This window comes from Vibrio mediterranei (genome assembly GCF_013364395.1).
In the GTDB taxonomy this organism is placed as follows: Bacteria; Pseudomonadota; Gammaproteobacteria; order Enterobacterales; family Vibrionaceae; genus Vibrio; species Vibrio mediterranei.
The window spans coordinates 641,890-662,922 of sequence record NZ_JABXGK010000008.1 but is presented as its reverse complement, the minus strand read 5'-3'; the positions used below and the strand labels follow the sequence as shown (position 1 = coordinate 662,922).

Here is a 21,033-nt window from a genome sequence, read left to right as displayed (position 1 = left end):
AAATAGACAGTTTATCTTGTTGACTCGCTGCCCAAATTTAAGCAAACCTACCGCACACCTCCTCACGTCAATGCGTTATTTCATAGTTGGCATGACGAATTCGGCTTGAGTCTGTGTGCTGTCCTTTGAACCGACTTTCACATCCGATTCGGGCCAACGTGTAGTGATGGTTTTCATTCGAGTAAAGAATCGAACGCCGTCAGGACCATGCATATGCAAAGGGCCAAACAGTGAACGCTTCCAACCGCCAAAACTGTGGAATGCCATTGGCACTGGAATAGGCACATTTACTCCGACCATACCGATCTGAACATTTGCGGAGAAATCTCTTGCGGTATCACCGTCTGCAGTAAAGATAGCCGTGCCGTTGCCATATTCATGATCGTTTATGATTTGCAGGGCTTCTTGATAGGTATTGACTCGAACAATGCAAAGCACTGGACCGAATATTTCTTCTTGATACACAGTCATATCGGTGGTCACATGATCGAACAAGGTACCACCAACGAAAAAGCCATCGCTGGACTTAGCCAGTTCTAGATCTCGACCATCAACAAGTAAAGCCGCGCCCTCTTCCTGACCCTTTTGAATGTATCCGCAAACTTTTTGCTTATGCTCTTTGGTAATCAAAGGTCCCATATCGTTTTCAATCTCTTGACCGTAACCGGGTCCTACTTTTAACGTGGCTAACTTATCTTGAAGGTGACGAGCCAATGCATCGCCCGTCTCATCACCCACAGCGACGGCAACCGAAATCGCCATGCAGCGCTCTCCAGCTGCACCATAAGCTGCACCCATCAGTGCATTCACTGCACCGTCAATATCGGCATCCGGCATGACCACCATATGGTTTTTCGCACCACCAAGGGCTTGAACGCGCTTGCCGTATTTTGCGCCCTCAGAATAGATGTATTCCGCAATCGGCGTTGAACCGACAAAGCTAACAGCCTGAACTCTTGAGTCTTGCAGTAACGTATCTACCGCTTCTTTATCCCCTTGAACCACATTAAACACACCATCAGGTAATCCCGCTTGTTTCAGAAGGTCAGCAATAAACAGAGGCGCAGAGGGATTTTTCTCTGACGGTTTTAAGATAAAGGTGTTGCCCGTTGCGATGGCAATGGGAAACATCCACATAGGAACCATCACTGGGAAGTTAAATGGTGAAATCCCGGCCACCACACCAAGTGGCATCATTTGCGAGTGCGAATCGACACCAGTCCCAACATTTAGACTATGCTCTCCTTTTTGCAGGTGTGGGATGCCGCAGGCAAACTCGACCACCTCTAGCCCTCGAGTTATCTCACCTAATGCATCACTAAACACCTTGCCATGTTCACGGCTGATGATATTCGCCAGTTCATCACGATTCTGTTCTAACAGAGTTTTGAACTTGAACATCACTCTGGCGCGATTAAGCGGTGTGGTTTTAGCCCAAGAGTAAAACGCTGCCTGTGCAATGGTAATTGCCTGCTCTACTTCCTGTTTTGAGCACAGTCCAACTTGGTTCTGCACTTCACCTGTAGCAGGGTCATAGACAGGCAAATGTCGTTCCGACTGACTTTCAACATATTGATTATTAATAAAACTACTGATCATGTTTTCATCCTTGTTTAGTATTCTGAGGCTTAATTGAGGAAATTCAGGCGCTACCAAGCGGCTTTATACAGCTCGATCACTTCTTCTTTGTTCGGAATTCGAGGATTGTTGTTAGGCGATCCAGAAGCCAGAGCTTGCTCAGACATGATGTCGAGATTTGACCAAAACGCCTGTTTATCAATGCCAAAATCGCTCATGGAAGGCACGCTTAAATCCTGATTGATCTGCTTAAGTTCCAGCAGTAGTGCGGCGACTGCATCGTCGTCATTAGTACTCACATCAACCACTCCCATTGCTCTTGCACACTCGGCATAACGAGTTTTAGCCGCTGGAATCGAATATTCCGTTACCGTCGGCAATAACATGGCGTTGCTCATACCGTGAGGCACATGAAAGTGCGCGCCAATTGGGCGGCTCATGCCATGGACCAAGGCAACAGATGCGTTAGAAAACGCAATGCCTGCGAGCGTCGCGCCGAGCATCATTTGCTCTTTGGCATCTTTATTGTCGGGATTATTGACGGCTTCACGCAGATTTGGCGCGATAAGTTTCATCGCCAATAGCGCTTGCTGATCAGTAAACAGACCCGACTTTCCACTGACATAGGCTTCAATGGCGTGAGTTAACGCATCAATTCCGGTATCCGCTGTGATGCGCTCCGGAGCCGTCATTGTTAAAGTAAAATCAATGATGGCGGCTGATGGAATAAGACCTGGTCCCATACAAAGCAGCTTTTCGTCGTTGGTTTCGTCGGTAATAATGGTCACTTTGGTGACCTCCGAGCCCGTTCCCGCCGTCGTTGGAATCGCAATCAACGGCATAATTGGCGATGTCACGATATTAGGTACACTGTAATCTCGAATTCGACCTTGGTGCTCCGCAAGCAAAGCAATCGCTTTAGCACTATCAATCACACTGCCACCGCCTAGCGCGATGACGCCATCATAATGCCCATCAATCACCTTATTTACCGCTGGAAGTATCGACGCCTCTGTTGGTTCTGGAACGGTATCCGTGAAAACATCCGCCTCAACACCAGCTTGATTCACGAAGGACTTTAGCTGGTCGACCTGGCCTAAGGTTTTCATCACTGGGTCAGATACAATCATGACTCGGCGACAACCCAGTTGGATAGCTATCTCTCCCGCTCGCGCTGTTGCGCCTTCGCCTACCTCTAAAAGCTTTGGCAAAACAATAGATTGACTCATAATTCACCTCACAATTTATATCGATACATTTCGTATCATTATTTAAATTAATTTATTCAGGACGTAACAAGTCCCCACAACTTTGCTGTGGTAAAGCCTTGTTAGTCGCTAACTAGCTAGACCTGTCGCTTGAGATAATCAAGGTTCAATCAACCCAATGAACGTAATGCATCTCTCAGAAGACAGTACTTACTATATCGAGTCGCAAAGAACTCCGAGCGCTTAGTATTAGGCACATAACGCTTGTCGGGCTGCGGCTGAGGGCTTAGTCGCTCAGTCTGACTTTCAGTAACGGTACTCATCGCCAGTTGCGCCACACCTTTTGCCCCGACCTCGTTACAATTTGTCGACGTCACCGTGACGCCCAATATGTCTGCAAACAACTGACACCAATATTCACTTCGAGAAGCGCCACCGCTAATGGCAATTCGATCCACGTCATACCCTGCCGATCGCAGTCTTTGGATATGCTCAAGGTGAGCAAATACGATACCCTCATAAAAGGCGTAGACCACGTGAATGTCCTGATGCCAACCCTTCAAACCAAACAGATTGGCCGATTGGCTATCTTGCCCGGTCGATCCGTAGAGGTACGGATGGAACATGGGTAACGTTGGCATTAATTCGACATCTTCCAATTGACGATTAAACTGTTCGAAAATATTATTGCCAACGCTTGCTTCACGTTCTCTTCGCTCAGAGAAGAATCGCTCCACCAGCCACTCTAGATTGGATGCTGAGCAGGTGCTGGACTCTATGGCTAAGTATCGATTCTCAGCAAATTTGCACGCCATAAATACCTCTTCAGGCGGCAGCTCATCAGTCACTACCTGATTGATATTCCATGTGCCAGCGACGACCGAGGTATCAGCTAACGCACTGGCTTGTGAACCATAGGCGCATGCCACTACATCGAACAGACCCGCAATGACAGGCGTCCCCGCTTTAAGCTTTGTTATACGTGCAGCGTCTTCAGTGACTGTTCCTATCACTTGATTACTTTCATAAATCGGCGGCAACTTGGTGCTAATCTCTGCCAACTGGTAGTGATTTAGAAGCTCAAGAGACACTGAGTCGGTTTCAAAATCGAACAAACCCGATGCAGTGATATCTCCCCATTCTGTCGCGCACTGCCCTGTAAGGCAGTAGTTCACATAGTCTTTGCAAAACAGCACCTGACCGGTTTTTTGAAACGTTTCTGGCTGGTGCTTCTGTAGCCACGTAAGTAACACTGCTGTTTGAGATGACCACACGCCTTGTCGATTACGCTTTTTGAGGTCTGTGAATCCCTTAGATGCCTGTAGCAAGGTGACTTCGCTGGCAGCACGATTATCCAGAGACTTAATACCAAGTAATGGCTTTAGTTCAGTATCAAGCAGATATAGTCCATTCCCATGACCGCTGGTTCCTAGCGCGATAATTTGACTGCTGTCCACACCGGTTTGCTCAATCAACTTAGCGATCACCTCTGCGCATAGCGACCAACATTGGTTTAAGTCCGCTTCGGTGTGGTCTGGTTGAGGGATATGAGTCGGATAATTATTGGCTACAGCACCTATCTCGCAGCCATGCTCATCGAACAATGCCGCTTTGATCGCCGTGTTACCACAATCAATTCCTATCGCATATGACTTCATATCCCCTCCTTGCTTTAGTTCTGTATCTGCTATTTATCGCCAATGTAGATGTTCATTGCTTCTGAGGTAGACGCACCGTTGTGAATCATCGCCATCAAAGCATCGACAACGCGGCTTGGATTTGGGTGTTGATAAATGTTGCGTCCATACACCATGCCAAGCGCACCCTGATCGAGCAGTGCTCGCGCTTTGCTAAACACAGATTCAATGTCTTCACGTCCACCGCCACGAACCAATACCGGGCACCTTGCCGCCTCAACCACTTTATGGAAGTCTTCTGCTTGGCTGGTTGGATCGGCCTTAATAATGTCAGCACCTAGTTCACGTGCCATACGCACCAAGGTGACAATCTTTTCGCTGTCACCATCGACCATATAAGCCTGTCCTTGGCTGTTAGGCTGCATCACCAAGGGTTCGATCATCAGTGGCATACCGTATTTCTCACACTCAGCTTTGACCTTACTTATGTTGGCAACACATTGCTTAAACAAGTCAGGTTCATCAGGCAGCATGAATAGGTTCACTACAACGCATGCCGCATCCATTTGAAGGGCTTGAATAAGAGGCTGCTCCGCATTTTGTAGTAATGCCCACATGTGGCGGTGACGCTCTGCGTTATATGGGTTACCCAAATCGATTCGCATGACCAGTGCAGGTTTGTCTTTACCATCGACAGTTTGCAATAAGTCAGCTTGACCCGCATTCATCTGAATCGCATCTGGCTTGGCATCCACTAGTTGTTTTACCACTGAAGACATGTTTTCTAGCCCATCTAAAAATGAAGGCTCGTTGCACACGCCGTGGTCGATAGCCACATCCAAACAACGCCCTTGCTTAAATAGGCGATTCATCCTGACTTTACTGGTTAAATACATACTCTTCTCCATCTAATAGTTGTTCATTTTCCGTAACGGTAGGTTGTAATGTGGGTTTTGAAACTTTTGGTAAGGCGTCCAATTCAACGCCATGGAAATCCAGCAACACTTGCTTTGATTGAGCTCTATCTTTATCGCGCTCGCTTTGACTCCAAGAAAAGTGGTCAGCGACCAAATTGGAAATCTCCTCGAAGCTTTCCTCAGTTAACTTGCCTTCAATCGCTATCGAGGTACGGCGAAGCAGCACATCCAACGTTGTCGATACATACTCACGTTCCAGAATGAACTTGAGCTCGCCTTGGGTGTAGTCATCGAGTGACGACAGCGCTTTATCTTGTGTTCCTTGAAGTGCACCAAGCAGTGATTCACAGGCCGTGCCGTAGCGCTGAAACCAAGTTTCCATTTGGCGTTGTGAATATTGCGGATGACGCTCACTTAATGAGGCTAAGTAAGTCGCTTTTGATGAATCAGTGACAGGGTAACCCTTACCACCACCTATTGCTCTTTGTTTGGTATCGCAAACTCGCGTTTTACCAAACGATGCTAAAAGTTCATCTGCCACTTCCTCACCAAAGGCACGGAACGTTGTCCACTTGCCTCCGATAAGCGAATAGATAAGAGTGTCGCCAATCTTGTCTTGTTTCAATGAATGACTGCGGGGGATTTGCCCTGTGGTCGAGGTATTGACTGACGGAAGTGGTCTCACACCACAGAACTGATAGACGATCTGCTCACGACTGATATCCAAGTTTGGTAGCACGCCTCTAAGTGATTCGATAATGTAATCAATTTCTTCGTCAGTACAACGCACCGATTCAGGGTCGCTCACGGGAATATCCGTCGAGCCGATCAATACTTTTCCGAAATACGGGAACAATATACAAACTCGTCCTTCGCTGTTTTCATAAAACAGCATATTGCCATCCAGCTCAGCCAGCAGATCTGCGTTATCGACGATGATATGTGACCCTTTTGTCCCCTGCATATACTGGCTAGGTGCAGTCAGTAATCCATTGGTCGTGTCGACCCAAGCACCTGTCGCGTTGACCACGTGATGCGTTTTAACTTGGATGGACTCCGCAACCTCGTGGTTAGAAATAGTCAGCTGCCTCTGCTCTAACCCAGAGACCATGGTGTAATTGAGTGCAACGCCACCCGCTTCTACCCCTTCTTGAATCAATTCCAAGGCGAGGCGTTCAGGTGAGCTAATCCAAGCGTCAAAGTATGTGGCACTGCTCTTCACTTTCCCCCCCATCATAGGCCAACGTTTTTGGGTTGAGCGAGATGAGTGCATCTGGTGATTTGGCATCAATTGATCACGCTTGGTGAACCAATCGTAAAGACTCAGCCCTATTTTGATGACCACAGAGCCACGCTGTGAAGGCTTGTCTTTCAATCCTAAGAACTTAAACAGGCCGTCAAACATACCCGACCAAGTAGAGAAAATAGGAATGGTGGTTTCTAAAGGAGCAACAAAATGAGGCGCGTTATCAAGTAGGCGATTTCGCTCATAGAGTGCTTCTTTCACCAATTGAAACTCACCATTTTCTAGATAGCGAAGTCCGCCATGTATCATGCGAGATGGTGCAGCACTGGCCTTAGAACAAAAGTCATCTTTCTCGACTAGCAAGACCTTCACACCTTGTAATGCCAGTTCTCGAAAAACGCTAATACCATTGATTCCTCCGCCAATGACCACGACGTCAAAGTTACTATTCTCTTTTAATCGCCTAAAGGCGGTTGAGTTGTTATTCATTGTTGCTCCCTGCCACTGTTTTCCGCTTTCCTTACGATGCGTCGTTACGCCAATTCCAACTCGCCAAAAAACTCATGGGATTTTGCATCAATAAACTTCACCTCTTCCTGAGATAGCACCACACTTCCTGCTGCGGCATTTTCTATTGCTTGAGCTGCATTTCGTGCACCACAAAGGGCATAAGTGATGCCTGGCTGTTGCAGTGTTGCGGCAATCACTAGCTGTGCAACACTTATATTTTTCTGGCGAGCAATCGGCTCAATGGACTGACAGAACTTTTGTACCCAACGGCGGTTTTCGATAGTAAACATAGGATCAGTGATGCGCTGGTCATCGCCAGTGAAAACACGTTCAGGGGTGATTTTTCCGCTCAGCAACCCCATGGCAAGTGAAGAGTAGCTAAGACACGCGACATTAGTTTTGATGGTTGACGGCAACAAGGTTTGCTCTAACTGACGCTCGATGAGGTTATATTTCTCTTGCACCGCGTCCACAACGCCTGTTTGTTGATACTGTTCCAACTCCGCTTGATTAGCGTTGCTGATCCCGATTGCGCGGATCTTACCGGCTTTCTTTAGCGCCAATAATGCTTCCATGGTTTCAGCAATCGGCGTAGTTGGGTCTTGCCAGTGGGTAATGTAGAGATCGAGATAATCCGTTTGCAGACGTTTCAAGCTTTGCTCCACCTCATGTTGGATAGCATCTGCGCCAAGATAACGATGCACGGGCTTACCATTCTCATCAAAAAAGTGATTACCTTTGTTGGTATGCCAAACCAAACCACATTTGGTTGCCAGTACTACCTTGTCGCGGCGTCCTTTGATTGCCTTGCCCACTATTTCTTCAGACACACCAAGTCCATACGCTGGAGCGGTATCAATTAAAGACACGCCGTGATCTAAAGAAGCATGAATGGCATCAATGGAGGCTTTCTCATCTGTTCCACCCCACATCCAACCACCCATTGCCCACGTGCCAAGACCGATGACTGATGCTTGAATACCTGAATTTCCGATTTCTCTAGTTTGCATGTTGATTCCCTATTCTGCTTGTTCTAATACACTGGCGACCGTGTCTTCGTCCGAGACTAACCCGTTGATCAATCCGCCTCTCAATGCCGCTAACATGGCGGACACTTTAGAGCGAGTTGCTGCTACACCGAAACTGTGTTCGATGCTATCGAGTTCTTGAAGATTGAGGCCGACAAGTTTTTGGTTGATGTGTTCCGCACATTTATCGCCTTGTGCATCATAAAGATGGGCCAGTACTTCCCCTTTACATTGGGCGCTGATCAGCGTTTCAGTTTCATGGCCACTTAACGAGCGCAGGTCATAGTAGCTGTCACTTTCACTGGCGACGGAACCAATACCCACCAAGGCAATATCTGCGTTTCGAGCCAAGTCGAGAACATCTTTAATGCTACGCATCTCCATCAAGATGTTGCGCTGTTCGTCGGTATCTACAAAAAGCGGCGCGTGGAGTTGGGTACTTGTTCCACCCAGCTTTTCTGCCAATTTGCTTGCTAGGTAGTTCACATCTGTGAAGTGGTGCCCCTGAATACCCCCTGTAGCCGGAACCACTCTCACATTCGGAAAGTGCATGGGTTTTAGCTGCTCAACAATCTGCGCCATGGTTTTACCCGCACTGATGCAAATAATGCTGTCTGGCTTGATGGTTTCTATAAGTAGTTCACCTGCTGCCTGTGCTACTTGGCGAGTAACGACTTCGTCATCCTGGCTGAGACTTGGCTGAATCACCGCAGTTTTCAAGCCAAATTTTTCCAACAAGCGTTGTTCTAATGTATGCGTTCTTTCTTGTGGAAGCTTTAAGGTAATCTCAACTAGACCATCATCATGCGCTTGCTTAATGACACGATTCACTTTCGCTGTGGACAACCCAAGCTGCTTAGCAATATCCGACTGGCTGCGATTTTCCATGTATCGCAACGTTAAGATCTTTGCTGTCTGTCTCAATATGTCGTCACGTTCGTTCATCGTCATATCTCTACCTTTATTACTGCTTTCTGCCTTTATATAGGCCTCACATTTCGTTAACACTCAATAGCTTTTTATCTTGGCAATCTTGGTTAACAAGGTGTGAAATTTATTTCACCTGAGTAAAAAGTAATCATAGAAAAAGACTTTTACAAGTTAAAATGATACCAATCGTATCGTTTTGACCATTTAAGTGCGTTAGATCACAAATAATGACCAAAGTGATACGTATTGTATCGATATAGCATTGACCGGCTACATTTTGTTCACTACCTTTTAACACGTGAAATATATTTCACCTGTCTGAAAGATAATTCACATCATCGAGAACAACGTGTTGTGCTGCTTTTGGCTTAATAAGAACCAAGCTGTTTTATAGAGGCGAAGCAGATGTTGCTCCAAAGACGACGAGTGAATAGCAAATAAAAATGGAGAAAATTATGAAGTCAGTGACTTTGAAAAAGATATTTAATAAAGGACTTATCGCTACGAGTATTATTGTCGCTTCAAGCCTAGCTGCCACAACACATGCAAACGAACGAATCGCGTTTTTCGTTTCTGATTTGTCTAATGTATTCCACCAATCTCAAGCGACGGAAGCAAAGCGCTACGCAAAAGAGAAGTACGGTGCTGAAGTGGTTATCTTCGATGGTAAAGCCGATTCAGCGGTAATGACGCAAAACGTTGACCAAGTAGCAGCAGGTGCATTTGATGGTGCCTCACTTCATATATGGGATGGCGAAGCAGCGACACCAGGTGTTGAAGAAGCATTAGAAGAGAACATCGCTATGACGTCTTTCTTTAGCCCAATCACTGATACCGGCATTCCAACGGCTCGAAGTGATGAAGCGACCGTTTCTTTCGATATGGGCGCACAAATGGCAAAAGCATGGAGAGAAGCGAATCCTGACAAGCCAATCGTCATGGTTCAACTCGGTTGGCCAAACCATACCGAGGTAAGTTCTGGTCGAACTAACCCATTTGCAGAAGGTGTGCTTTCGGTTGATCCAACAGCGAAAAACTTAGGCGCTCTTGATGCTAGCGGCGGCCAAGAAGCTGCGAAACAGATCATCGTTGACCTTCTTACTCAACAGCCAGAAGTTAACTTAATTTATTCCGAAGCCTCTAACCTAACCGTTGGCACAATGGCAGGTCTTAACCAGCTAGGTCGCGGCAAGTTCAAAGATGGCAAACCGGTGACAGAGATCGTCGCCAGTGTTGACTTTGACTCGGTCGAATTTGGTCAAATCTATGACCCTGAATCAAGCCTAAAAGTCTCTATGGGTCTTCCACCGATTGAGACAGCACGTGGTCGTATCGACTTGGTTATGGACGTAATCAACAAAAAAGTCGCTCCGACAAAAGATCAAGCAGAAGAGTTCTTCTACAAGGCTTACACCATCTCTTACTGGTCAATGCCAAAACCTGATGCAGAGCAATGGCTAGACGCTCAGTTCAGCAACTAACCTAGGCTTAAGGTCGGCGGCTAGACCGCCGACCTTATATGTTACTCATTTATTCAAAATCTCAGTGTTAAGGAAAAACTCGCTTCATCTGTCATGTCATCTGTGGCCTAGCAGTATCGAAGGTGCAACCACTGAAGGAGAGATCATCTTGAATAGTCACAATTCAACACCTGTATTATCAATTGAAGGGCTGATTAAAGACTACCCCGGTGTTCGGGCAGTTAACGATGTGAGCTTTGCAATTGAACGAAGTACCGTTCACTGCTTGATTGGCGAGAACGGCGCAGGAAAATCCACATTGGTAAAAATGATCACCGGTGCTATTCAGCCTACTCAAGGCGCAATGAAAGTGAACGGTAAGGATTACCGACCTACTGGCACTCAGTCAGCACGTGAATCGGGAATCGCCACTTTATTCCAAGAGCTACACGTCGTTGATGAATTGACTGTACTTGAAAACTTAACTCTGGGTATGGAACAGAGCCGATTCGGCTTTTTAATTAAATCAGATCTAGAGGATCGCGTAATCGAGACCTTAGCGACCATCGAGCCGTCTATCGACCCATATGCTCGCGTCTCGACCCTAGGTGTCGCTCAAAAGCAGATTATTGAAATTGCCCGTGCCGCTTCATCTGGCGCGAACGTCATCATTATGGATGAGCCAACAGCTGCGTTGTCGGAAAGAGAAGTCGAAAGACTTTTTACCGTTATTCGTAGGCTGCAAGAACAAAGCGTGACGGTTATTTATATCTCTCACAAACTGGATGAGATTTTGACCCTAGGCGACCGCGTCACCGTCATGCGCGATGGCAAACACATCGCAACCAAACCCATGTCTGAAGTCGATGGCCGCGCAGAGCTTATCGATATGATGATTGGTCGAAGCATCATGCACGATTATTCCCCGCGCGACGCCATTACCGATGAAGTGTTCCTGGCGGCGCAGCGCCTTAATAACCACCGCCTCAAAGATGTCTCGTTTGATATCAAAAAAGGCGAGATTGTTGGGTTTTATGGTTTGGTTGGCGCTGGAAAAACCGAGATTGCACGTGCGATCTTCGGTGCCGACAAAGTCTCTGGCACAATTCGCCTTAATGGCAAAGATGTGGGTAATTCGCCACGTGAAGCCATTGCAGCAGGTATTGCCCTCGTTCCTGAAGAGCGTCGTACTCAAGGCTTATTTACCAATTTAACCATTCGAGAAAATATCCCAGTGATGAATCTACCAAGAATGTCTGACTTCGGGGTATTCAGAGAAAATGATGAGCTGAATGCGGCGATCGATTACGTCGATAAGCTCTCTATTGCCACCAGCTCAATAGAAAAGCACACAGAGAAACTCTCCGGTGGTAATCAGCAAAAAGTGGTTATCGCTAAATGTCTGTTCTCACAGGCAAAACTTCTTCTACTCGATGAACCCACTCGCGGCGTCGATGTAGGAGCAAAAAAAGAGATCTATGACTTGGTGAAAAGCCTCGCCAACGAAGGCAACTCAGTCGCGGTGTTTTCTACAGAACTCGAAGAGATCTTGGGTGTTTGTGACCGAATCTTCTTACTTTATGACGGTTCACTAGTGTCTGAAATCAAGAATGGACCGAACGTCGACACTAACTTTATTTTAAATGCCGCTACGGGTGGCCTTGAGGAGGCAGTATAATGAACACGTCAGTAAAGCCTAATCACTCGCCAGTCGAGTATCGAAGGGTGAGCGACCAAATGTACATCACCTTGTTGGTGGCATTTGTCGCTATCGGACTCTTTCTTGTTGCGTCAGCGTTTGTCCCGAACTTTTTCCAAGTTCAAAACATGCTTAACCTGATTACCAATAACTGGGCAGTAATTTCTCTTGGCGTGGGCGTATCTTTCTTGTTGATTTCAGGCAACTTTGACCTATCCGTTGGCGGTATTGTTGCGCTTTCAGGCGTGCTGTCGGTTTGGTTTGCTCAAGCCATAGGTGGCGGTTCTGCTCTGTCCACAGGTTTAGGCTTACCTTATTGGTTAGCCGTGGTCGGCGCTTTAATGGGTGCACTGGCTATCGGTGGTCTAAACGCTCTGTTCGTCGTGAAGTTTCGCATCCCATCAATCATCGTCACGCTGGGTACTATGATGGTGGCGAGAGGTATCGCTCAGGTGATTACTCAAGGCTCGCAACGTAACACCAATTTGCCCGAGGAGTTTGGCTTGCTCGGCAATTTGAAAGTGTTTGGCACCTCAATGCAGTTCCCAGTGCTGTTTATGCTCATTCTATTTTTCGTCGCCATTTTTATTGAGCGTAAAACCGTGTTTGGCCGCATCACCTATTGGATTGGCGCCAACCCTGAAGCTGCGAAGCTGTCAGGTATCGATAATTCCAAACACATTACTTACTTGTATCTATTTAGTGCGCTAGTGGCCGGCATTGTTGGCATCCTGCTCTCCTCTGAATTTAAGTCTGGTTTTTCTAATCGAGGTTTACTGATGGAGTTTGACGCTTTGGTTATTGCGCTACTTGGCGGTATTGCCATTGCTGGCGGCTTCGGTTCTGTCATTGGCATGTTCTTTGGTGCCATTATCTTGGCGGTGGTAACCTCGGCGGCAACTGGGTTAACCCTCTCACCGGATTGGCAATTCATACTCAAAGCGGTCGCCGTTTTCTTAGCGATTACTGCTCAAACTTGGGCACTGTCCCTTAGAAACAAATAAAGAGGGGAAACGTTATGTCCGATTCAACCAAATCACTCAATTCATCACCTGCCCCGTCACCTGCACTGGGCGGACAAGTGGCCGAGTTTTTCCGTAACTACTACATCTACTTTGTTTTGGCAGCGATTGTAGTTTTTCTAAGTAGCGTCAACTTAGATCAATACGCACTGTTTGAACGCGGAAACTTTCTTTATAAGAAAAACGTCATCAACATTTTACGTGTCTCCGCCCCACTGTTGGTGCTAGCTGGCGCATTTACCTTGCTAATGGTGTCGGGCTACATCGACTTATCCGTTGGTAGCACCATGGGACTTACTGCGGTCATATATGCCCTCCTCGCCATCAATGGTGTTCCAATGTGGGCGGCTTTCTCCATAACCGTGTTTTGTGGTGTATTGCTGGGCGCTTTCAACGGCTTGTTAGTGGTGAAGTTTAATATCACCCCTGTAATAGCCACCTTGATTACCTTGAGTTTGTATAAAGGTATCGCACTGCTTCTCGTTGAAGATGGCGTGTCAGCCATCAAGTCCATGGGCGATCTAAAAATGCCAGCATGGTTTAACGACTATGGTCGCGATGCGGTTTTACTTGGTTTGCCAATGGCGTTTTGGGTAGCGGTGGGGGTTACGGCTCTGCTCATCATCCTACAGAACCGCTCTTTACTAGGTAAGTACGCAGCAGCGACGGGTGGTAACCCAACGGCGGCTAAATTATCGGGGATTAAGACTGGGCTAGTCGTCTTCACGCTCTACGCTATTGTCGGTGCAACAGCTGCGCTTGCGGGTATTGCTCGCTCGAGCTTTATGTCGCTTGGTGACCCGCTGTCGGGTGACGGTATGGAGTTAACCGCGATTCTTGTGGTGTTAATTGGTGGTACAGCATTTAGTGGTGGTGAAGGTAAAGTATTGCGTTCGTTTGTTGGTGCGTTGATTATCATGACCTTAACGGTTGGGATGCTCACTCTCGTACCTGCATACTACCAAACTTTGGTAATTGGAGGTGCGCTATTAGCAGCGGCGGCGTCAAATCACTTGGTAAGCCGAAAACGTAACGAAGGTTAATATTCATTACAACCTAAAGAGCCAACACGTGCACCTAGCCCTGTTGGCTCTTACTATTTGGAAAGCCTTTCCCTACTTCTATCTATCTACTTCTACTTCCATTCTTTTACTTAAAATGTCTACTACCCTGATTTTTCGAATAAAATTGTATATGCTTAATGCAAGAAATCGACATTCAACAGGTGAAACATGGACGTTTTACGCATCACTTTACTGTTCTCGACGATACTGCTGACAGGCTCATTAAGCGCTGAAGAAAATAGCTATTGGCAATTTGACAGTGATAATGACGGAATCACTATCTACACTCGAGAACATACCGATGGCTTAGTCGAAATCCGAGCGCAAATGTTTACACCAACAACTTATAGCGCCTTCTTAACCTTATTAGAAGATAGTGAAAACGTCCCCAACTGGATAGATAACGCCAGCCATAGCCGAGTGTTAAGGCAAATATCAATCAACGAAAACATCGTTTATACCCAGTTTAAAGCGCCTTGGCCAGCGAGAGACCGCGATATGGTTACCTACTCGAGGTATTGGGTCGACGATTATGGTTTCACTATCGAAATTAACGATGCGCCTGAATCCTCATTACCGAAACAAGAGGGTTATATTCGAATTACTTCTGTCGATGCGAGTTGGAATCTACAAAAGCTGACCAACGGTACGACACTTATCGAATACAAAGCCTATGCAGACCCTGGTGGAATACTACCCGACTGGTTGATGAATAAGCTCTCTACCCAAAGTGCTAGAGCGACGTTCAATAATCTAAGAAATCAGTTACCGAGGTACCAACGCTACTCTCATCCACATCTGAAAGAATGAGCCCAATCAATATATTAATGATCCATCTCTCTTCATCTTTAGTATCAATGTTGTGAATTAATCTCCCCTCCACTCTCCATCACAGGGTCTTTTGTGCTATGATGCGCGCCCTCGCTGGTTGGCGCAGTGAAATAAGAGAAAACCGCAGTGTTCAAAGCGGTCATTAAGCAAGCGTGAGATAGAATATGAGTTGTGAACTGGTTGTTGTCGTCGATAAGTTTGGGAAACCAATCGGTACCGAAGAGAAGCTGGAAGCCCACCGTTTAGGCCTTAAACACCTGGCTTTTTCAGTGCTTATTTATCGTTATAACGCTGGCCAACTTGAGTTCTTACTTCAGAAACGCGCGATCAATAAATATCACAGTGGTGGATTGTGGAGTAATACCTGCTGTTCACATCCACGTCCAGATGAAGAGATTATCTCGGCTTCACAACGTCGTCTTGTCGAAGAGCTTGGCATAACGACCCCACTCGAACTCATCGATATTGGTACCGTTAGTTATTGTGCTAAATTCAGCAATGGTTTAACTGAGAATGAACTTGATCACGTGGTTATTGCTGAATCGAACAAGGTCGAGTTCAACCTTAATGCAGACGAAGCAGAACTGTGTGAATGGTGGCAGCAGTCTGATATCGAGCAAACGATGAAGGCGGAGCCAGCAACCTTCAGTGCATGGTTTCGGTTAGTTCTAGAGAAAACGACTCATCATCTAAGTAATTAGAACGACCATTTGATGTTGGCAAACAGCAGTGTTGAAGGGGTTGCTCCAAACAAGCTTCCAGAACTGCCATCAAAACGCTGTAATACGGTAAGCAATTGCCAGTCGTCAGACAATGAATAGCTGTTCGATAAACCAACGAAAAAAGAGCCATCTTGATAGTAACTACCAGACATGGTAATTCGCGACAATGGTGTAATGTCGAAACCTAAATCGGCGTAGCTCGTGAATTTAGTGAAGCTCAGAGTTCTCGCGGTGAGAGGTAAAGTTAAATATACCGCCGCATCAATCGCTTGTTGTGGTTCACTAATATAAAGTACCGATGCTCGCCCTATCCAATTGCGTCTTCCACCAAAACTATAGTCAGTCTCAATACTTGATACGATGGTCTTTTCGTAAGATTGACCTTGATACTCAGACTTCCATGGGTCAAACCATGTCAGCTCCCCTCTAAAGCCAGCGCCATTAATATCACCGGCAAAACCACCACCTACAACGTAATCCAAACCTGAGCGTCCAGCAAGAACCTGCATGTCCCAACCGTTGTGATTAAACAGATAGCGAGCAGAATATCTCTGTAAATTGCTGTCTTTGTTGGGACTGTAGACAAGGTCTATACTACTCGCGAATCCAAGTTTGCGGCTGAGCGATATCGCATCGGTTCCTGGTCTTTCTTCATAGTCAAAGTCGTATATCGAGTACGAGTTATACAAATCGTTAGGATTCCAAATGGTGTTCATCGCCCAATTGACTCGATAACGTCCTATTCTTGAGCTCCAGTCATCCCCTTTCCAATCAAAATACAAACGGTCAAACTGACTGTTGATGATCATGTTGTCGTTATCGACCAGGTTTCTTGATAGGTCAAAATATCCATTATCTGCCGCAATAATCTCTGAATAGTAAGGCGCACTTAAGCTATCGCCAGCGAGTACTCTATTGCGCATGCCTGCATTAAAACGAAATGAGGAAGAGAAGCGATACTCGTAGTTAAATCGCTGATGTATAAGGTGATCTAAAGTATTCTCTCCGTGATCTGGAATACCCCCTGTCGCCATGTATTTCACATAACCAGTTAGGTCCCAGTTCTTCTCTGGCTGTAACCCCGGTATCTCCGCTTTCACTTCTACCATATAGACAGCTGCGCCAACGATAAAAATGGTGGTGACTAACTTTTTCCACATAACTAGTGTTCGAGCTCCGTGGTAAGCTCAGTTTGCAGTTTGTCGGACGCCAGTTTGCCATCTTCAAACACAATGACGCGCTTTGCCCTTTTTATCACTCGAGGATCATGGGTGGAAAATATAAATGTCGTTCCCTCCACTTCGTTCAGATGTTGCATAATATCTAGCAGTTCTGCGGTACTTTTGGCGTCTAGGTTGGCTGTCGGTTCGTCCGCCATCACAAATCGTGGTCTTGGCGCTAGAGCACGTGCGACGGCTACACGTTGCTGTTGTCCCCCAGACATTTTTGGTGGCCGTTTATCTTTCTGATTTTCAAGCCCCACTTGGGCCAATAACTCACTCGCACGCTGCTGACACTGCTTCTCTGCTACGCCTTGTAGTTGCATGACAAACTCGACATTCTCTTGAGCAGTCAGGACAGGTAATAAACTATAGTCCTGGAAGATAAACCCGATGTTGTCACGGCGAAATGCAATGAGTTGTTTCTCAGATAGCTGACAAATGTTGCTTTCCTCAATCCATACTTCTCCAGATGTAGGGGTATCAATGCCCCCTAACATATTGAGGATAGTAGTTTTTCCTGATCCCGAAGGTCCCATAATGGCGACAAACTCTCCCTGCTCAATCGTCAAAGATAAGTCTTGAACCGCATGCACCGGAAATTCACTTTTTGGGTTATAGATTTTATTAAGCTGCTTAATCTCTATGGTCATCTCAATTCACTTACCTTTTGATTATTTCTTATCAGACATGGCTTCAACGGGCTTCTGTTTAAGGATTAGTCGTGCAGGATAGAGCGCAGCCACTATAGAGGCGATAAACACGGTAACAAATACCATCATGTATTGTTCATTGGAGACCGTAGGGAACAGTAACGTATCTACACCATAAGCACCTAACCCTTGCGCCATAGAGCCAAGTGACAACCCCGTGTGACCTAAAATAGCAATAAGTGCTTTGCTAAATACAATACCTAGAATGGCACCTAAGCTACCTAGTAACACAGTTTCTAGCATCACCAACATAAAAATTTTGTGCTTTTGCATTCCCACGGCCATTAAAACGCCAAATTCTTGAGTACGTTCAAAAACCGACATCAACATGATATTGACGATACCAAACGCCATCGCCACAACAAAAACCGTCAACATCACTTGATTACTGATTTTCATCGTATTAATCATGGTTGCCAATAGCGGTTGCAATTGATACCAACCTTGTACCACGTTACCACTTGGAATGAGCGACTGCAGGTCTGAGACAACATGTCGTACTTGCTCCTCACTGTTAGCGTTGGCCTTTGCGGTTACTTGGACGGCATACTCATGAACTCCATTAAGTTTTGCCAGAGATTGGATGTCAGACTTTCGGACTAAGACGTGACCATCATCGTAAGCAGATGATGGCGTTTTAAAGATACCGCGAACTCGGAATGCGGCTCCCGTTACCTCTCCTTCAGGGTCGGTAAACGTAATCACCACCTTAGAGCCCACTCGAAGCTTTAGACGCTGCGCATTTTTGGCCGACACTAATATCGGATTGCGACCTTTTTCATCAAGCCACTCCCCATCAACGAGACGTTCCGCAATTGGTGTAAAGTCAAGTTCATTGGCCGAGTCTATGCCCAATACCGTTACACCACGGGTGCTGCGAGCTGATGCCATCATGCCATCCACAACGAACCTAGATACCCACTGATTGATATTCGAGTTTGCCTCAAGTACAGCTTCAATTTGCTTATCACCAATTACGGTGTCTTTAATATCAGGATTCTCATCGAACCTTTGATTATGGATCTGTAAATGACTGGTTTGCCAAGCAATAGCATTATGGACCATGTTGTCAGTCATACCATTCATGAATCCCATCATGGCAACCACCCCCACCAGTCCGAATACCATAGCGCCCGCCATGATCCCGGTGCGAATTTTGTTGCGCCATAGATTACGCCACGCCAATTTAATGAGCATGTGCTCCCCCTTTTAGCGCAGAAACCAGATTGAGACGATAGAGACGCCAACTTGGGTAGACTAGACACAATAATAAGATGAACGTGACAGCCACGGCTTGGGTCATAAATAACGAAAGATCGAGGTGAACCGGAAGAATCGGCTCGAAGCCGGCTTCAAGCATCATTTGAGCAGCATCACCTGTTATCTCGATAGGATTTAAGAAGAAATAACCTAGAACTGGCATGGTCAATAGCGTACCGATAACAATACCTAAAAGACAAATGAACGCCGATTCAATGAATAACAACCCCAGTAGTTGACGTCGTACCATGCCCGTTGCAAGCATAACGCCAAACTCTCGCTGCCGTTCCAGTGTCATCATCATGACAGTCGCAAACAAACCAAAACCAACAATGCCATATAAGATGTAAATTAAGAAAATTCCACCTGCACGATCCAAGGCAATTTGTTGCGCCATTTCAGGGGATAGGTCTTGCCAATCCCTAACTTTCAATTGATCCTGATAATGATCTTTAAGCTTTGTTTCGACAGTTGCAACGTCATCAAGGGAGTCGGTGTGCAATACCCAAGAAGTGACTTGATCACCAGTACTGTATAGCTCTTGTGTAAGCTTGATCGGCATATAAACCATTTGGTTATCCAGTGCTTTCACTGGGAAATGAAGCAATCCATTTACAGTGTAAAGCCCCGCAGCAGTGTGTCCTCTGTAACCTTGCCCGTAGAGTATTATTTCATCACCTACGTTCAGTTTTAAGTACGAGGCTAGTCCTTCACCCAATAAAACACCGTTACTGTCAGAATCGATAAAATTCCCAGAACTGACTTTACTACTAATATGTGAATAGCGATCTTCTGCCTCCGGATCCACGCCCAAAACCAACACACCCTTAGAGCGGTCATCGGCCGCAGCCAATGCTACAGACTCAAGTCTCGGCAAAATATAGCTAACACTGTTCATGTTCTTTAGATAAGGAAACTGCTCCAGGTCACCCGATATCACATCATCGATACTATTGCTTTCGGCATATTCTGGGTGCTGTAATTGAATGAGACCGGTATAAAAGCGTGCCGCGTTATCTATGTTGGCGTTGTAGCTTCCTTCTTGAAAGCTACGAGTTAACAGAGACAAAAAAAGGGCTAATGCCAACGCCGATGCGGTTAGCAAGGTTCGGCGTTTTTGTCGCCACAGATTTCGCCAAGCCAGTTTTAATAACATGATGAACGCTCACTCCTTGTTTTCATGTAGGCGCTAGTCGCGTAACGCTTTCATTTGGCTTTGAGAGAAGAAGCTGTCTTCAATAGCAAAATTAAACTGTGCTTGATGAGTGATCATTTCTGTCTTCTGTCCGGGTTTGTCAGCTGGAATCATCTCCATACGTGTTGCCACTTTACGTCCACCTAATTCCTTGATATCAAAGGTTTGCATTGTATTTACCTTCTCATCAAACTCGTCATAGAACTCCGCTTTACGTTGTAAGAAAGTCTCTTTTGAAATCCACAGTCTTACCTTACTCCAAACTACTGGCGCATCCGGCTTAGCATAAGCGTCAATGACCCAAGTTTGCTCACCATCGAAACTCTCTTCTTTTACTAACTCATGTGTGTAATCAACCACAATAGAAGACTGGTTTATGAGGTCATCATTGGTAAAGTCCGATCCCATCCATGACTGTCCCAACATAGATGGCGCAATCTTTACCACCCTCTCAATATTCGGTAACCAGTTCCACATTTCCCGTTGACGTTTTAGCGAGGCAGAGCCTTTATCTTTTGCAGGTGCTGTAACCAAAACAAGGGAAAGATCTTGCCCTTTGGTCCAACTCTTCATACTCATTGTTCTCGTCCAATCAGGCCTGATAATACGCATGGTCAGTTCGGTATAGCTTGAGTCGCCTCTCATAGATTGGTCAGATTTGATGACGATATCCGATGGGCTTAATGCCAGGCTCGGTAGGGAAAACAGTAGTAGTAAGGCAGCAATAGCGCGCAATATAAATCTCATTGAGAACACCTGTTCTTATCGGTTTGGAAGACTATATCAATTCTTT

At 46.0% G+C, this 21,033-nt stretch carries 18 protein-coding genes; 6 read left to right on the top strand and 12 right to left on the bottom strand.

The annotated features are described in order from the left end of the window. Window positions 1–75: 75 nt before the first annotated feature. From HOP38_RS20020 to HOP38_RS19990, 7 genes are all read right to left on the bottom strand, one after another. Window positions 76–1,599, bottom strand: coding sequence for a CoA-acylating methylmalonate-semialdehyde dehydrogenase (locus tag HOP38_RS20020; protein ID WP_198558791.1), 1,524 nt, complete (start codon window positions 1,597–1,599; stop codon window positions 76–78). Window positions 1,600–1,649: 50 nt separating this feature from the next. Next, window positions 1,650–2,807: an iron-containing alcohol dehydrogenase gene (locus HOP38_RS20015; protein ID WP_006070487.1), complete on the bottom strand. Its 1,158-nt coding sequence runs from the start codon at window positions 2,805–2,807 to the stop codon at window positions 1,650–1,652. A 149-nt stretch (window positions 2,808–2,956) separates the two neighbouring features. Further along, on the bottom strand, window positions 2,957–4,444 hold the full coding sequence (locus tag HOP38_RS20010) for an FGGY-family carbohydrate kinase (protein WP_006070488.1): 1,488 nt from the start codon (window positions 4,442–4,444) through the stop codon (window positions 2,957–2,959). Between the two features lie 29 nt (window positions 4,445–4,473). After that, a complete protein-coding gene (locus HOP38_RS20005) occupies window positions 4,474–5,319 on the bottom strand; it encodes a class I fructose-bisphosphate aldolase (protein ID WP_006070489.1) in 846 nt (281 codons plus the stop codon). After that, on the bottom strand, window positions 5,303–7,075 hold the full coding sequence (locus HOP38_RS20000) for a glycerol-3-phosphate dehydrogenase/oxidase (protein ID WP_198558790.1): 1,773 nt from the start codon (window positions 7,073–7,075) through the stop codon (window positions 5,303–5,305). Before HOP38_RS20000 ends, HOP38_RS20005 begins: the two co-directional genes overlap by 17 nt. A 44-nt stretch (window positions 7,076–7,119) precedes the next feature. Continuing rightward, entirely contained in the window at window positions 7,120–8,106 is a 987-nt protein-coding gene (locus HOP38_RS19995; RefSeq protein WP_198558789.1) for an aldo/keto reductase, read from the bottom strand. A gap of 9 nt (window positions 8,107–8,115) precedes the next feature. Next, entirely contained in the window at window positions 8,116–9,075 is a 960-nt protein-coding gene (locus tag HOP38_RS19990) for a sugar-binding transcriptional regulator (RefSeq protein ID WP_038226593.1), read from the bottom strand. A gap of 434 nt (window positions 9,076–9,509) precedes the next feature. Here HOP38_RS19990 and HOP38_RS19985 point away from each other — a divergent pair, with 434 nt between their 5' ends. The 6 genes from HOP38_RS19985 (at window position 9,510) to idi (ending at window position 15,831) form a co-directional block, all read left to right on the top strand. Beyond that, a complete protein-coding gene (locus HOP38_RS19985; RefSeq protein ID WP_198558788.1) occupies window positions 9,510–10,535 on the top strand; it encodes a sugar ABC transporter substrate-binding protein in 1,026 nt (341 codons plus the stop codon). Between the two features lie 148 nt (window positions 10,536–10,683). Next, the gene (locus HOP38_RS19980) at window positions 10,684–12,192 is read left to right on the top strand and encodes a sugar ABC transporter ATP-binding protein (protein WP_062459278.1); all 1,509 of its coding nucleotides are present in this window, start codon (window positions 10,684–10,686) and stop codon (window positions 12,190–12,192) included. After that, window positions 12,192–13,217, top strand: a complete 1,026-nt coding sequence (locus HOP38_RS19975) for an ABC transporter permease (RefSeq protein WP_088878264.1) — start codon at window positions 12,192–12,194, stop codon at window positions 13,215–13,217. The genes HOP38_RS19980 and HOP38_RS19975 overlap by 1 nt, the downstream gene beginning before the upstream one ends. A gap of 14 nt (window positions 13,218–13,231) precedes the next feature. Then, window positions 13,232–14,278: an ABC transporter permease gene (locus HOP38_RS19970; RefSeq protein WP_198558787.1), complete on the top strand. Its 1,047-nt coding sequence runs from the start codon at window positions 13,232–13,234 to the stop codon at window positions 14,276–14,278. A gap of 189 nt (window positions 14,279–14,467) precedes the next feature. Next, window positions 14,468–15,109 carry an START domain-containing protein gene (locus tag HOP38_RS19965; protein WP_198558786.1) on the top strand — a complete coding sequence of 214 codons (642 nt, stop codon included), beginning with the start codon at window positions 14,468–14,470 and terminating at the stop codon, window positions 15,107–15,109. Window positions 15,110–15,294: 185 nt separating this feature from the next. Continuing rightward, window positions 15,295–15,831, top strand: a complete 537-nt coding sequence (gene idi / locus HOP38_RS19960) for an isopentenyl-diphosphate Delta-isomerase (protein WP_031494129.1) — start codon at window positions 15,295–15,297, stop codon at window positions 15,829–15,831. Here idi and HOP38_RS19955 read toward each other — a convergent pair. Genes HOP38_RS19955 through HOP38_RS19935 form a run of 5 tightly spaced genes read right to left on the bottom strand, consistent with a single transcriptional unit; the run spans window position 15,828 to window position 20,987 of the window. Further along, window positions 15,828–16,961, bottom strand: a complete 1,134-nt coding sequence (locus tag HOP38_RS19955; protein WP_242456588.1) for a hypothetical protein — start codon at window positions 16,959–16,961, stop codon at window positions 15,828–15,830. The two genes, idi and HOP38_RS19955, sit on opposite strands and share 4 nt — an antisense overlap. 53 nt (window positions 16,962–17,014) lie before the next feature. After that, on the bottom strand, window positions 17,015–17,725 hold the full coding sequence (locus tag HOP38_RS19950) for an ABC transporter ATP-binding protein (protein WP_006070500.1): 711 nt from the start codon (window positions 17,723–17,725) through the stop codon (window positions 17,015–17,017). A 21-nt stretch (window positions 17,726–17,746) separates the two neighbouring features. Next, complete coding sequence (locus HOP38_RS19945) at window positions 17,747–18,982, bottom strand: ABC transporter permease (protein WP_198558784.1); 1,236 nt, start codon at window positions 18,980–18,982, stop codon at window positions 17,747–17,749. Continuing rightward, entirely contained in the window at window positions 18,972–20,201 is a 1,230-nt protein-coding gene (locus HOP38_RS19940) for an ABC transporter permease (RefSeq protein WP_006070502.1), read from the bottom strand. The genes HOP38_RS19945 and HOP38_RS19940 overlap by 11 nt, the downstream gene beginning before the upstream one ends. Before the next feature lie 33 nt (window positions 20,202–20,234). Next, the gene (locus HOP38_RS19935; RefSeq protein ID WP_038222067.1) at window positions 20,235–20,987 is read right to left on the bottom strand and encodes an outer membrane lipoprotein-sorting protein; all 753 of its coding nucleotides are present in this window, start codon (window positions 20,985–20,987) and stop codon (window positions 20,235–20,237) included. Between the last annotated feature and the right edge of the window lie 46 nt (window positions 20,988–21,033).